Raw genomic sequence first — 13189 nt, forward strand, 5'->3', positions numbered from 1 at the left:
CCCGCTGCTCAGAACAGCGTGTCGCGCACGCGCAGCGGCCGGTAGCCCGTGGGGCCGAGTTGAGCGAGTTCGGCGTCGATATCGACCTCGATCGCACCGAAGAAGTTGATGTTCGCGCTGTGGGCGGGTGAGACGTGGGACAGCACATCAGCCTCGATGCGGCGGCCCTGACGACGCATCTGATCGATCGCGAGCCTGTAATCCACCTGGTCCGGCACGAAACCCAGCCACGGCAGCGTGCACAACGCCACCGACAGACCATTTCGCTCCGCCGGGCCACGCCCGCGGCCCGGCGTCAGGAACGCGATATCGGCCGGGGTGAGTGTGAAGAACCGGAACAACTCCTCGCGACTGATCTCCGGGAACTCCCGCAGACGCACCAACTCCTCATCCGCGAACACCTGCATCGCCACGAAACCCGACCTCCGGCACACCGACCAACCTCATCGGCAGCCAAGCCAAAGCACCAATCGTGTTGTCCCGCAGCCAGAACGGAAATCCAGCCATCACCGCTGGTCACGCCATTGTCGTTGTTTTCCGCACGATTACTACCGGAACCCCTAACACCGCCCCGCAGTACCGACAACTTCCACTGCCTTGACAAATATTTTTGTCGGTGAGACGCTGGGTGCGTGCTGGACGTCGCTGTGATCGAAGAACCCGCCGCGGCCGAGGCTTCCCTGGACCCGATCCGGTCCCGGATCCTCGCCGCTCTCGCCGAGCCCGGCTCGGCCGCGATGCTCGCCGGACGGCTCGGTCTGCCGAGGCAGAAGGTGAACTATCACCTGAAGGAGCTGGAAAGGCACGGACTGGTCGAGCTGGTCGAGGAACGGCGCAAGGGCAATGTCACCGAGCGCGTATTTCGAGCCACGGCAGCCTCGTACGTCATCTCCCCCAGCGCGCTGGGTGCGGTCAGCCCGGATCCCGCGCGCTCGCCCGACCAACTGTCGGCGCGGTGGCTGCTGGCGCTGGGCTCGCGGCTGGTGCAGGAGGTCGGGGCGCTGCTCACCGGAGCCGCCCGGGCGCAGCGGCCGGTCGCGTCCTTCGGGATCGACGCGCAGGTGCGGTTCGCCTCCGCGGCCGACCGGGCAGCCTTCGCCGAGGAGCTGGCGCAGGCGGTGACGACACTGGTCAGCCGCTATCACGACGAGTCCGCGCCGGGCGGACGCGACCACCGGGTGGTGGTCGGCATGCACCAGATTCCCACCGCGGCACGAGACACCGAATCCGAAGCAGGACAGGAGAACTGACAATGGGCCATCCGTTCGAGATCGAGCTGGAGGAGACCCTGCCCGCGACGCCGGAACAGGTCTGGGAGGCGATCGCCACCGGGCCGGGCATCGACTCCTGGTTCATGGGGCGCAATGAGGTCGAGGCGCGGGCCGGTGGCACCGCCGCCATGGATACCGGTGGGCGGCGCGAAGAGTCGACGATCACCGTGTACGAGCCGGGCAAGCACTTCGCCACCCGCACCGGGACCGACGAGCAAGGCCGGTTCATGGCCTTCGAGTATCTGCTCGAGGGGCGCGAGGGCGGCAGTACCGTGCTGCGGGTGGTCCACAGTGGCATGCTGGGCGACGACTGGCAGGACGAATACGACGCCCTGCGTCGCGGCTGGCCGTTCCACCTGAACACGCTGCGCGAATACCTCACCCACTTCCAGGGCCGGATCGGAGTTCCCGTATTCGCTGTCGCCACAGGGTCTTCCGGGCAGGCGGTCCGGTCGGCACTCGTCCAGGCGCTGGCGCTCTCGGAGCCGGTGGCCGTCGGCGCCCGGGTCCACGCCGAACCGGCGGACCTGCCGCCGCTGGACGGCGAGGTGGTGTGGGCCGACGACGAGCGGTTCGAGATTCGCACCGCCGACGGGCTGTACACCTTCCACCACGCCCCCACCGGCCTGGCGCTGATGTTCCATCACCTGTTCGGTCCCGACACCGACGGGGCCGAGGCCACGTGGCAGCAGTGGCTTGCCACCCTGCTGCGCTGAACTACCCCCGATCCATCCCGATCATCAACCGACACAACACATCTCCAGGAGTCTCGCATGCGCACTCTCATCAGCACCGCCTTCATTTCCCTCGACGGCGTCGTGGAGGGCCCGGGTGGCGAACCCGGCTACCGGAACTCCGGCTGGACCTTCGAGGACATCGAATTCGTGCCCGAGGCCTATGAGATCAAGGGCCGAGAGCAGGAGGAATCCACCGCGATGCTGATGGGCCGCGTCAGCTATGAGGCGTTCAGCCCGGTGTGGCCGGACATGGCGGATTTCGCCGGATACAAGGGCATGCCGAAGTACGTCGTCTCCACCACCCTCACCGACGCCGACCTGGTGACCAACTGGGGTGAGACCACCATCCTGCGCTCCGTCGACGATGTGGCCGCGCTGAAGAACACCGAGGGCGGCCCGATCATCATCCACGGCAGCGCCTCGCTCAACCGCAGCCTCTCCGACGCGGGCCTGATCGACCGCTACCACCTGCTGGTCTTCCCGCTCCTGCTGGGCGCGGGCAAGCGCCTGTTCTCCGAGTCGGACAAGAACGCCCAGAAGCTGAAGCTGGTCGAGTCCGCCACCTACTCCAACGGCATCCAGAAGAACGTCTTCGACGTCGTCCGCTGAGGTAGCCGACCCGAATCCGGCAGTGGCCCTGGAGGATTCGCCGACTATTTCCGGCGGACCTCGTGTCATCCGCTGGCCGGGGTCCACCACCGGATGACAAGTTCATCGCTGTCGACGGTGGTGTGGACGGCTTCGCCGAGGTCGAGGCCGAACGAGTCGCCGGCGATCCACCATGTCATATCGACCGGCCGGATCGGCACGAGCGCGCGGCGGCGGGTCGCCACCGGTCCCCGATGCGAACCGGCGGCGAGCCACTCGGCGAAGATCATCCGCGTGGATTACTGTGGCCCCGTGGGCTTTACCGACTATGGTCCGGGCGATGTCGTGTACTTCCCGGAGGGGCCGTTCATCGGAGTCTGCGGGGTCGTGCGCACCGTCGACACGAGCCGGGAAGAACTTCGCATCGACTTCAGCGAGGGCCTGCTGCACCGGGAAGGCGGCGTCCTGAGCGAACGCCGCCACAGCTTTACCGTCCGGTTCGACGAGGTCGAACTCGTCTGAGCGGCTCGGGAAGCCGGCCACCATGGCCCGCATGACCGGATAGCGGTGGTACGACGATTCGTCGGGTGCCGGTCTCCACGCCGCCGGACGCTATCAGCGGACCGATCTCGTCCGCACGGCGGTAAATCGGCTCAGGTTTTCAGGAATCTCAGGTGAAAGGCTCCGAAGATCAGGACGATGCCGACGTTCGCCATCAGCCGTTCCCAGAAATGGTGGCGGAAGAAGAGGATGTCGACGCCTACGACCACGACGATCAGGGCGAGCACGTAGAGGCCGGCCAGTGGGGCTCTTCCCATGCTCAAGTTGTACTACGCGCTGCTGGCGCGACGGTGGAGGCAGAGCTTCTTATCGGTCGATTCTCAGGGCCGGGTCGTGGACACCAGGCGTGGGCGCAGGCTGGGCCATTCGGTGGCGAGGATGGAGTAGTAGGCGGAATCGCGGATGGTGGCGTCGGAGCCGGCGAAGTCGGCGCGGAGGACGCCGTCGAGGCTGGCGCCGAGGCGTTCGATGGCCTGACGGGAGCGGGAGTTCCGGACATCGGTGCGGAAGCGGACGCGATGCACCTGCCAGCCGGTGAACGCGTGGTCGAGCATGAGGAGTTTGGCTTCGCGGTTGGCGCCGGTGCGCTGGGCGGAGTGGGCCAGCCAGGTAGAGCCGATCTCGACGGCGTCGGGGGTGTCGGGACGGGCGGTGACGTGGGCGGGCCAGGGCCACTGTTCGAGGTGGAAGCTCGTGGTACCGAGGACCTCGGCGGAGCCTGCCCGGCGGATCACCAGCGGCAGTTGGCGATTGGCCGCGCGGGCGGCCAGCGCCTGGTCCACCCAGCGCCGCATACCCTCGGCATCGGCCGGGACGTGAGCGTGCGTATACGAGGTGCGCGATTCACAGGCGGCGGCCGTCAGCGTCGCGACATCCGCCACGGTCAGCTCGGTGAGCTCGACGATCTTCCCCGACAGCATCGACACCACGTCCCCGCCCCTGAATGAATGCCCCACACGACTTTTCGTCGATCATCTCGACCCTACAGCCCCGGATTCGACACATCCCGGCAGCCCGCCGACCGTTTACATTCTATACGACCGTACGTATAGTTTCACGCACAGGCTGAAGCGTTCGGCGACATGACGATTTCGGGAACGGTGAGGGCAATGGACGTTCGAGTCAAGGATGTCTCCGCGGTGGGGACCGAGTTCTTGTTCGATGTGGTGATCGACCTCGAGCCGGGGCTCAGCATCGGCGGGCCGGTGGGCCATCGCACGATGTTCGGGGCCGCAGGCGGGACGTTCGAGGGGCCCAAGATTCGGGGCGAGGTGCTGCCCGGCGGAGGGGACTGGGCGGTGTTCCGCGGGGACGGGAACATGCAGCTCGACGTGCGGCTCACTTTGCGGACCGAGGCGGGTGACCTGATCTACGTCACCTATGGTGGCCGGTGGATCATTCCGGCCGAATTGCGTACCGCGGCACGGGATTCGGCAGTGAATCGCACGATCGAACCGGCCCAGTACTACTGGCGCACCACGGTGCTGTTCGAGACCGGATCGGAGCGCTTTTCGTGGTTGAACGACATCGTCGCCGTCGGGTCGGGCTATCTGGTCGAGAACGGCGTCGCCTACCGGGTTTTCGAAGTGCTCTGAGCCGCCGGGACTCAGAGCGTGGTGATCGGGTCAGGCGGGCGGGGTGCCCAGGATCGTGGTGGGTTCCTTCTCGTCGCGGGGGCCGGGGTCGTGAACGGCCTCGTTGCGCGCCACCAGGCCGGACACGTCCGCCAGCGGAATGTACGGAATCACCAGGGCCACAACGAAGGCGATCGCCAGTCCCGGGAGCAGATACCCGAACACCGGGACCAGCGCGTCGGCGTACGCCCCCACGATCGCATCCCGCAGTGGCGTGGGAAGATGCCCGACGACCGCGGGCGGCAGCGCTGCCGGGTTGACCCCGGTGGCCGGCACATCGTCGGGGTGGGTGCGGAAGGCGGTATCGAGATCGCCGGTGAGACGGTGGGTGAAGATCGACCCGAAAATGGCGACTCCCAGCGCACCGCCCATCTCGCGGAAGTAGTTGTTCGCGCTGGTCGCGGTCCCGACATCGGTTGCGGGAACGGCATTCTGGACCAGCAGGACCAGCAGCTGCATGACCGTGCCGATGCCCAGCCCGATGACGAACAGCATGGCGGACACCACCCACGCCGGGGTGTGGGCGTCCAGACGGGTCATCCAGATCATGCCCACGGCGATGATGAGGACACCCAGCGGCGGGTACACCCGGTAGCGGCCGGTGCGGGTGACCGCGCCCATGGTGACGGACACCGTCAGGAACATGCCGATTGTCATAGGGATCGACAGCAGTCCGGACGCCGAGGCGGAGACGCCGGTGGCCATCTGCAGAAATGTCGGCACGAACGCGACGGACGCGAACATGATCAGCCCCATGATGAATCCGAGCAGCGAAGTGGTCGTGAAGGTCCGGTTGCGGAACAGCCGCAGCGGCAGCATGGGTTCGGCGGCGCGCGATTCCACGCCGATGAACACCGAGATCACCACGGCCACAGTCAGAATCATGGCGAGGATGGTCGGTGAGCTCCACGCGTAGCGTTTGCCGCCCCAGTCGCTGATCAGGATGAGCAGGGTGGTGCCGGCGCTCATCGTGCTCGCCCCGAGATAGTCCGGCCGGACCGTCGGTCGTTTGGCCGGAAGGCTCAGATACCGTGCGGCAATGATCAAGGCCGCCAACCCGATCGGCACATTGATCCAGAAACACCATCGCCACCCGAGGTGATCGGCGAACTCGCCCCCGAGGATGGGCCCGCCGACCGCGGTGAGCCCGAAGATCGCGCCCATCGGCGCACCGTACTTGCCGAGGTCCTTGGCGGGCACCACGTCGGCCATGGTGGCCTGGGCGAGAATCATCAGCCCGCCGCCGCCCACACCCTGCACTGCCCGGAAGGCGATGAACTCCCAGAACCCGGTCGACATCGCCGCCCCGAACGAGGCCGCGGTGAACACGGTGATGGCGAACAGGAAAAGCCGACGCCGCCCGAACAAGTCGCCGAATTTGCCGTACAGCGGCATGACGAGGGTGGTGGCCAGCAGGTAGGCGGTGGTGGTCCAGGCCATGTGCGGGACGCCGCCGAGCTGTCCGACGATGGTGGGCATGGCCGCACCGGTGATCATCTGGTCGAGGCTGGCAAGCAACAGTCCGGCGGACAGGGCCGTGAAGATGAGCCAGATGCGCCGCTGCGTCATGACTATGGGCGCGGAATCGGTGGTGGCGAAAGCCATATCGTGAGTCCTCGGTGCTGAAGGGCGTTTACCAGCGCACGGGCAGCGCGGTCAGTCCGCCGGTGAAGACCTCGTCCCGCTCCGAGAGGGTGGCGGGGTCGACGGCGAGAGTGAGGGCGGGGAACCGGCGGACGAGTTGCCCGAAGGCGACCTGCAATTCGAGGCGGGCCAGCGGTGCGCCCAGGCAGTAGCGGGGGCCGTAACCGAAGAGGAAGTGCGCGGCCTCCTGCCGGGTGATGTCCACGCGTCCGGGATCGGTGAACTGGGCGCGGTCGTGATTGGCGGAGGCGATGCCCAGCAGCACAAGATCACCCGCCGCGATCTCGACGTCGCCGACCGCGAGTCCGCTGCGCGCGTACCTGGGCAGGCTGCCGGCGTCGCAGGCCCGCAAGAGTTCCTCGGCCGCGGAGGCCACCAGTTCGGGCCGGTCGCGCAGCAGCCGCCACTGGCCGGGGTTCTCCAGCAGCATGCGTACCCCTACCCCGATCTGCACGGCCGAGGTCTCGTGCCCGGCGAACAGCAGAACCATGGCGTGCGTGGCGACTTCGGTGTCCTCGACGCCGTCGACCGCGCACAGCCGTGACACCACGTCGTCGCCGGGATCGCGCCGCTTCTGTCCCACCAGGTCCAGGCAGTATGCGAACAATTCCGCCACGCCCTGCTCGACCTTGACGCGGTCGGTGACGTTGCCGACCGCGTCGACCCAGGCCCGGAACCGATTCCGGTCGGCGTACGGCACTCCGAGCAGCTCGCAGATCACCAGCAGCGGCAGCGGCAGCGCGAGCGCGGCCTGCAGATCAGCGGGTGGGCCCTGGTCCTCCATGGCGTCGAGCAGCTCCGAGGTGAATTGCTCGATCCGCGGCCGCAGCTCCCGCATCCGCCGCGGCGAGAAGTGCGGCTGCAGCAGGGTGCGCATGCGCGCGTGGTCCTCGAGTTCGGTGTCGAAGTTGCCGATCGGCCCGCCCGAGAACGCCGACTCGCCCAGGCGGGCCGCGGTTTCGGGGGTGCGGTGCGCGCGGCCCAGCCGCGGATCGGTGAACAGGTCGCGCACCAGCTCGTAACCGGTGGCCAGCCAGGCCGGATCGCCCGTGGGCGTGGTGACCCGGGTGACCCCGGAACCGACGACTCCGGTGACCGGGCAGAAGGACGGAGGCAGTGTCATATCGGTACGGTCCTCGGGCTTTCGATCAGAACGGCGTGTTGTTGAACGGTTTCCGCGCGGGGGTGAAGGCGCGGTCCAGGGCCTCGACGGCTCCGGCGGTGAGGTCTTCGACGCGGCCGGCGCGCGCGAGCTCGCCGAGTGTGTGGGCGCCGAAGTAGGCGGTGGTGAGCTCCAGCGGTCCGATGCGGACATCGGCGGCGGCCCCCTCGACGGGTGACCAGCTCCCGCGACCGCCGGCGACCTCGAGCAGATAGGTGCCGGTGCTGAGTCCCCAGGGATCGGCGACCTCGACCACGCCGTGGAAATCGCCACGGAACTCCCGTGACGCGATGGCCTTGGGCAGGTTCAGGATCCACGTCCACAGGCCCGCGTCGATCCCGGTCACCGAGGCCGCGCGGGAGTCCTCGAGCAGCAGCGGGGTGGGGTCGTCGAGCGCGGTGTCCATCCGGATCTCGGTGTACTCGCCCTGCCCGAGCAGACAGCGCAGCAGTTCCCGGTGCGCGGCCACGGTGAGCGCGCAGAAATCCTTGACCAGCACCGTGTTCCCGGCCAGGTCGTAGATGACGTACCCGTCCGGGTGCACGATGATGAACGAGTGCGGGCCGATGGCGCTCGCCCACCAGGACTCGCCGCGATCCAGCGCTCCCGGGGTGGCCTGCTGCCACAGCGCGTAGATCTGGCGCAGCTCCCCCACCGATTCCAGCAGTCCGACCTCCCGCACCGATGCCGAATCGGGCTCGGAGACACGCAGTTTCGCGCGCGCTCGGTCGATGCGCAGGTGCCGGGTGTGGGTGGTCACCCCGACGTAGGCGTAGCTGCCGCCCGGGCCGGGCATCGCGGCCAGCACATCCGCCTCGGTCTCCATGGCGATGGTCATGAGTTCGGCCTGGACCTTGGCGTAGATGCCCCGCTTCTGGTGGGTGGTGGCGACCATGCCCTGCGCGCACGCCGCGACGGACAGCTGCTCTCCACCGGGCACGGTCACCGTGGTGCGGATGATCGCGGCAGTACCCACGATGCGCGGCTCCCGCGCCACCGACACGTCCTCGACCACGGCGATGTCCTCGAGCCGGAACTGCCGCTTCCAGGCCTCGAAGTCGTGGGTCTTCACTCCGCCGAAGGCGCGGGCGTAACGGCCGCGCAACGCCTCCCAGTCCGAGTCGACGGCCCGGCGGGTGATGATGCCGTCGATGACGCGGCTCTCCCAGTCCGCCATGAGTTCCGATGTCATGCCATGCCTTTCGGGTCGGGGTGCGCGGGCAGGTCGGCGGCGTGGGCGCGCACCTTGTCGAGCGCGGTGAGGATGTCGTCGATGTCGCCGCGCCGGCCGAGCAGCACGCTGTGGTGCAGCAGCAGGGTGTGGTCGCGGTAGTGGTCGGCGCCGGTGAAGGGGCGCCCGGCGGCCCGTTCGACGGCATCGGCCCACCAGCGGGCGAAGCGCGGTTTGGTGTGCGGGCGCAGCAGGGCGCTGCGGTGCAGGGGCACGCGCGGCGGATACACCTTGGTGCCCAGTTCGGCGGTGAGGGCCGCGGCCACCTGGTCGACGGTCGCTTCCCCGAAAGTACCCGGCTCGAACCGGATTCCGTACTCGTAGATTGCTCGCCGATCCACGGGCACGGGTACCGGGATGGGTGCCAGACCGGGAATGCCCGGCAGTCCTGCCTCCATTTCGTTGGCGCGCGTCTCCCGCGTCGCGTGCTGGTCGTCGAGGCGCGGTAACTGATCGAGCAGCAGCGCCGCGGTCAGCTCGGACATGCAGTAGTTCGCGCCCATGATCGTGCCGTGCTCGACGAGCTCGTACTGCCCCGGCGCGGGGCCGTCGTCGGTGTAACCGCGAGAGTCGGCGCGCAGCATGAGCATTCGCCGGTAGAGCTCGCCGCTGCCGGTGATGGCGGCCCCGGCCTCCCCGGCGGCCAGGGATTTGGCCGCCCCGAGACTGAAGACGCCGATGTCGCCGAAGGTGCCGACCGCCCGTCCGGCCCAGCGGGTGCCGTGGGCCTGCGAGCAGTCCTCGATCAACGCCAGCCCGGCCGCGTCGGCGGCGGCTGTGATCCGGTCGAGTTCGGCTGCGGTACAGGCCAGGTGGACCACGATGACCGCCCTGGTGCGCGCCGAGACGGCGGCGCTGAGCTGCTCGGCGGTGAGGCAGCCGGTGGCGGGGTCGACATCGACGAGCACCGGAACCGCGCCCACCCGCAGCACCGCGGTGGCGGGGGCGACCCAGGTCATGGCGGGCACGAGCACCTCATCGCCGGGTCCGATGCCGAGTGCCTCGAGGGCGATGACCAGGGCGCTCGAGCCGTGGTCGACGCTGACCCCGTACTCGGCGCCGTTGTAGTGGGCGAACGCCTCGCCGAACAGCCGCTCCCGGGATTTGCCGCCCTGCGCGCTGTACCAGGTCACCGACCAGCGCGAAGAATGCAGCGCGGCAAGCAGTTCCGCCGCGGTGCGGTTGTCGTACCGGGGCCAGCGCGGCCACGGGCGGGCCGAGCGCACCGGCGTGCCGCCGTGTATCGCGAGCATGCCGGCCCTACCCGACCACGACCGGTGCGGACGCCGACGGCTGGGCGATCACGTCGAGGGCGGCGCGGATCTCGCGGACCGCCACCGGGACCAGCGGCAGGTCGCCGGTGCGCTCGGGCCGGCCGAGCGCGCGCAGCAGCACGAACGGCACCGCGTCGTGTTGTGGCGGCAGATAGCCCTTCTTGTTGTCGTCGGCGACGACCGCGAGGACATCGTCGATGCTCACCGAATCCGGCAGCGCGGGTTCCACGCCCAGGCCGGTGACGATCTCGTAGTGGACGCTGACCTCGTCGTCGGAGAGCCGGCCGCGCGCGTGCGAGATGTGTGCGGCCACCACCATTCCCAGCGCTATCGCGGCGCCGTGCGGCAATCCCGTCGCGCCGCGCACCCGGTGGTCGCAGATCTCGATGGCGTGACCGACGGTGTGTCCGTATTCGAGGACCAGCCCGGCACCGCGCTCGAAGGTGTCGTCCCGGGTGACCGCGGATTTCGCGGCGATGCTGGCGTTCAGCAGCCACAGCAGCGAATTCGGTGCGGTCATATCGCCGATCACCGTCCGCAATCCGGGCAGGGATGCCGGGTCGATGGCGAGGCAGTTCTTCGCCATTTCGCACAGGCCCGAACGCAATTCACGCTCCGGCAGAGTGGCGAAGAAGTCGACGTCGGTGAAAACCGCCTCCGGCGCGTAATAGGTCCCCAGATGGTTTTTACCCACACCGCTGTTGATCGCCTGCTTGAGCGAGAGCACCGAATCCATCGCCGCGATGGTCGTGGTCGGCACGTGCACCAGCCGGATGCCCCGGAACAGCAGGTTCGCCATCAGCCCGGCCAGATTGCCGGGGACCCCGCCGCCGAAGGACACCACCACCGAGCGGCGCGTGATGCCCGCGCGCAGTGCGGTTTCCAGGTGACCGGACAGGCAGGTCAGCGTCTTCATGGACTCGCCGGAGGGGTGCGAGAGGACCAGCGACGGAGTCGAGCCGGCCAGCCGGTCGATGTCACGGCCGTAGCGGGCCAGTACGTCGTCGTCGGTGACGAATACCAGCCGGTCCGCGCCCAGCGCGGCAATGGCCGCGCCGATCTCGGGGACGCAGTCGCGGCCGAAATAATAGGGAAACGATTGTTCCCCTATCACTATCGGGCGCGACCGCAGCCCCGATTCGTCGCCCGACAATGAATTGAACGCCATTTCCGGTGCCGCTCCTCGCCATTCGCCGATATCCCCCGTCGACTCCCCCGGCCGGCGCCGCTGCCGTCCCTCGCACGGCCAATATCGAATGCGCGCTCCCCGCTTGGCAACCGCTGGGAGACCCCAGTCATGAGCAGGCGAATTCGCGAGCACCACTGCGCGAAACAGGTTGTCGCGTCACCACCACCGGCGGTGGTACCGCCGGATCCGGGCACCCCGGCTCGTCGTTCCACCCCGCCCGGCGGCGGGCGGGCACCTAGGGTGGAGGGACGCCGATCTGTCGAGGGGATGCCGTTGGCCGACAACGAATTCGGGCTGTTGACCGCCGAGGAACTGCGCGCGCCCACCCTGGCCGAGTTCGTGCGCGAGCGGCGCGCCCGGGCCACCGGCAGGCATCCCGCGGGCCTGACCCGGAAACAGCTGGCCGAGGCCACCCATGCCAGCCTCGGCTACATCGCCAAGATCGAACAGGGCGAGGCGCTCAATCCCGGCCCGGCCATTCTGGATTCGCTGGCGGCGGTGCTGGAACTGGATGTGGCCGAACGCATCCACCTCTACCACCTGGCCCAGCAGCGTCCGGCCGCATCATCCACGCGTGCCCTGCGGGCCGGGGATCCGGCGGCGAGCGCGGTGCGGACGCTGCTGGACGCGCTGCTGCCGCATCTGGCCGCGGCGCTCGACGACGGCTGGCATGTGGTGGCCTGCAACAGTGCCTTCGACGCGGCGCTGCCGGGACTGTCGCGGCAGGGACACGTGCTGCGGTGGATGTTCACCGACCCGCGGGCGCGGATCGTGGTCGAGGAGTGGGAGCGCGAGGCCCGGCTGATGGTCGGGCGTTTCCGCGCCTACGCCGCCGGCGGCCGCGACCGCGGCGATATCGACCGGCTGCTGCGGGAACTGGGCGAGCAGCCCGACTTCCGGCGGCTGTGGACCGAAGGACATGTGCACATCGGACGCCACGACCCCGCCTTCACGCTGCGCAACCCACGCACCGCCACCGTGTTCGACGTGCGGGTGCAGCGTTATCGAGGCACCGCGCCCGGCCCGGCGCATCAGCTGTTCCTGGGGCTGGTCGAGCCCTGATCAGGACGGGAGGGCGGCGAGGAAGTCGCGCAGCAGCGCGTTGACCTCGTCGGCATGGGTGAGGTTCGGGGTCATGGCGGCCCCGGCGATGGTGTGCACCGGAGCCGGACTGCCCAGCGCGGCAGCCAGTTCCGCGACCTCCTCGGCGCTGGTGGCCTGATCTGCGAGCCCGCGGATCACCAGGGCCGGGCAGCCGATGTCGCCGAGCAATTCGCGCACCGAGTCGCGATTGACCAGGCATTCGCCCGCCAGCCGCACCCGATTGCGCGGTGCGGTGGCCCATTTCGCCCGCCACGGCTGCTGATCGGCGGCGGTGGCCCCGATCATCAGCGAGCACACCATCCTGATGGTGGGACCCGGCATCGCGCTGCTCGCCCACATGTCGAGCACCTCACGGTATCCGGCGCGCCGCTGCGGGGTCATGGCGTCGGCGCTGGACCCGATCACGATCAGTCCCGCTACCCGGGGCTGGGCCAGCAGCGCCATGCGCACGGCCGTGAACCCGCCGTGCGCGACCCCGCCGACCACGACGCGCTCGAGGCCCAGCTCGTCCGCGACCGCCCAGGCGTCGCGCGCGAGATCCCAGTAGCTGAACGGGGTGTCGTCGTCCTCGGTGGCGCCGTGCCCGCGCGAGTCGATGGCGATGATCCGGTAGTCGGGTGCGAGCGCGTCCCGTTGCGGGGCGAACATCTCCTGATCCATGAACAGGCTGTGCCCGAACACCACCGCCGGCCCTGGCCCGCCGGTATCGGTGTAGTGGATCTTGACCGACCCGCGACTCGCAAACGGCATTCCGAAACTCTTTCGCTTCGCCCTGCAGGAAGCGCTCACCGTAG

15 protein-coding genes and 2 pseudogenes are annotated in these 13189 nt (G+C 68.8%); 6 read left to right on the top strand and 11 right to left on the bottom strand.

The annotated features are described in order from the left end of the window. Nucleotides 1-8 precede the first annotated feature (8 nt). A pseudogene (locus ON33_RS44630) lies at nucleotides 9-200 on the bottom strand (hypothetical protein); the annotation flags it as partial. 3 nt (nucleotides 201-203) lie between these two features. Next, nucleotides 204-413 (bottom strand): annotated as a pseudogene (locus ON33_RS44310) (DUF4158 domain-containing protein); the annotation flags it as partial. 219 nt (nucleotides 414-632) lie between these two features. Between ON33_RS44310 and ON33_RS36720 the strand changes: the two are divergent. From ON33_RS36720 to ON33_RS36730, 3 genes are read left to right on the top strand one after another with little or no spacing between them, the layout of a single operon-like run. Beyond that, nucleotides 633-1250, top strand: coding sequence for an ArsR/SmtB family transcription factor (locus ON33_RS36720; RefSeq protein WP_040863789.1), 618 nt, complete (start codon nucleotides 633-635; stop codon nucleotides 1248-1250). Nucleotides 1251-1252: 2 nt separating this feature from the next. After that, nucleotides 1253-1987, top strand: a complete 735-nt coding sequence (locus ON33_RS36725) for an SRPBCC family protein (RefSeq protein ID WP_040863790.1) — start codon at nucleotides 1253-1255, stop codon at nucleotides 1985-1987. A gap of 57 nt (nucleotides 1988-2044) precedes the next feature. Beyond that, nucleotides 2045-2617: a dihydrofolate reductase family protein gene (locus ON33_RS36730; RefSeq protein WP_040863791.1), complete on the top strand. Its 573-nt coding sequence runs from the start codon at nucleotides 2045-2047 to the stop codon at nucleotides 2615-2617. A gap of 65 nt (nucleotides 2618-2682) precedes the next feature. Here ON33_RS36730 and ON33_RS36735 read toward each other — a convergent pair whose 3' ends face one another. Next, entirely contained in the window at nucleotides 2683-2886 is a 204-nt protein-coding gene (locus ON33_RS36735; protein ID WP_040863792.1) for a hypothetical protein, read from the bottom strand. 22 nt (nucleotides 2887-2908) lie between these two features. Here ON33_RS36735 and ON33_RS36740 point away from each other — a divergent pair, with 22 nt between their 5' ends. Next, nucleotides 2909-3118, top strand: coding sequence for a hypothetical protein (locus tag ON33_RS36740; protein WP_040863793.1), 210 nt, complete (start codon nucleotides 2909-2911; stop codon nucleotides 3116-3118). Nucleotides 3119-3249: 131 nt separating this feature from the next. Here ON33_RS36740 and ON33_RS42485 read toward each other — a convergent pair whose 3' ends face one another. Both ON33_RS42485 and ON33_RS36745 read right to left on the bottom strand, forming a co-directional pair. Next, nucleotides 3250-3414, bottom strand: a complete 165-nt coding sequence (locus ON33_RS42485) for a hypothetical protein (protein WP_169336885.1) — start codon at nucleotides 3412-3414, stop codon at nucleotides 3250-3252. Between the two features lie 63 nt (nucleotides 3415-3477). Then, nucleotides 3478-4077, bottom strand: a complete 600-nt coding sequence (locus ON33_RS36745; RefSeq protein ID WP_040863940.1) for a GNAT family N-acetyltransferase — start codon at nucleotides 4075-4077, stop codon at nucleotides 3478-3480. 189 nt (nucleotides 4078-4266) lie between these two features. On the opposite strand from ON33_RS36745, the gene ON33_RS36750 reads away from it, so the two are divergent. Next, a complete protein-coding gene (locus tag ON33_RS36750; RefSeq protein ID WP_040863794.1) occupies nucleotides 4267-4752 on the top strand; it encodes a DUF3237 domain-containing protein in 486 nt (161 codons plus the stop codon). A gap of 30 nt (nucleotides 4753-4782) precedes the next feature. On the opposite strand, the gene ON33_RS36755 is transcribed toward ON33_RS36750, so the two are convergent. From ON33_RS36755 to ON33_RS38950, 5 genes are read right to left on the bottom strand one after another with little or no spacing between them, the layout of a single operon-like run. Further along, a complete protein-coding gene (locus tag ON33_RS36755; protein WP_040863795.1) occupies nucleotides 4783-6396 on the bottom strand; it encodes an MDR family MFS transporter in 1614 nt (537 codons plus the stop codon). Nucleotides 6397-6424: 28 nt separating this feature from the next. Then, nucleotides 6425-7558 carry a cytochrome P450 gene (locus ON33_RS36760; RefSeq protein WP_051153429.1) on the bottom strand — a complete coding sequence of 378 codons (1134 nt, stop codon included), beginning with the start codon at nucleotides 7556-7558 and terminating at the stop codon, nucleotides 6425-6427. A 25-nt stretch (nucleotides 7559-7583) separates the two neighbouring features. Further along, on the bottom strand, nucleotides 7584-8789 hold the full coding sequence (locus ON33_RS36765; RefSeq protein WP_083869590.1) for a GNAT family N-acetyltransferase: 1206 nt from the start codon (nucleotides 8787-8789) through the stop codon (nucleotides 7584-7586). Continuing rightward, entirely contained in the window at nucleotides 8786-10081 is a 1296-nt protein-coding gene (locus ON33_RS36770; protein WP_040863797.1) for a DegT/DnrJ/EryC1/StrS family aminotransferase, read from the bottom strand. The genes ON33_RS36765 and ON33_RS36770 overlap by 4 nt, the downstream gene beginning before the upstream one ends. A 7-nt stretch (nucleotides 10082-10088) precedes the next feature. After that, nucleotides 10089-11270 carry a 2-deoxy-scyllo-inosose synthase gene (locus ON33_RS38950; protein ID WP_051153430.1) on the bottom strand — a complete coding sequence of 394 codons (1182 nt, stop codon included), beginning with the start codon at nucleotides 11268-11270 and terminating at the stop codon, nucleotides 10089-10091. A 294-nt stretch (nucleotides 11271-11564) separates the two neighbouring features. On the opposite strand from ON33_RS38950, the gene ON33_RS36780 reads away from it, so the two are divergent. Then, complete coding sequence (locus tag ON33_RS36780; protein WP_157184935.1) at nucleotides 11565-12353, top strand: helix-turn-helix domain-containing protein; 789 nt, start codon at nucleotides 11565-11567, stop codon at nucleotides 12351-12353. Here the strand turns inward: ON33_RS36780 and ON33_RS36785 are convergent, their stop codons facing one another. After that, nucleotides 12354-13145, bottom strand: coding sequence for an alpha/beta fold hydrolase (locus ON33_RS36785; RefSeq protein WP_040863798.1), 792 nt, complete (start codon nucleotides 13143-13145; stop codon nucleotides 12354-12356). It lies immediately after the preceding gene. Nucleotides 13146-13189: the final 44 nt, after the last annotated feature.

It is taken from the genome of Nocardia niigatensis NBRC 100131, from assembly GCF_000308655.1.
GTDB classification, from domain to species: Bacteria; Actinomycetota; Actinomycetes; order Mycobacteriales; family Mycobacteriaceae; genus Nocardia; species Nocardia niigatensis.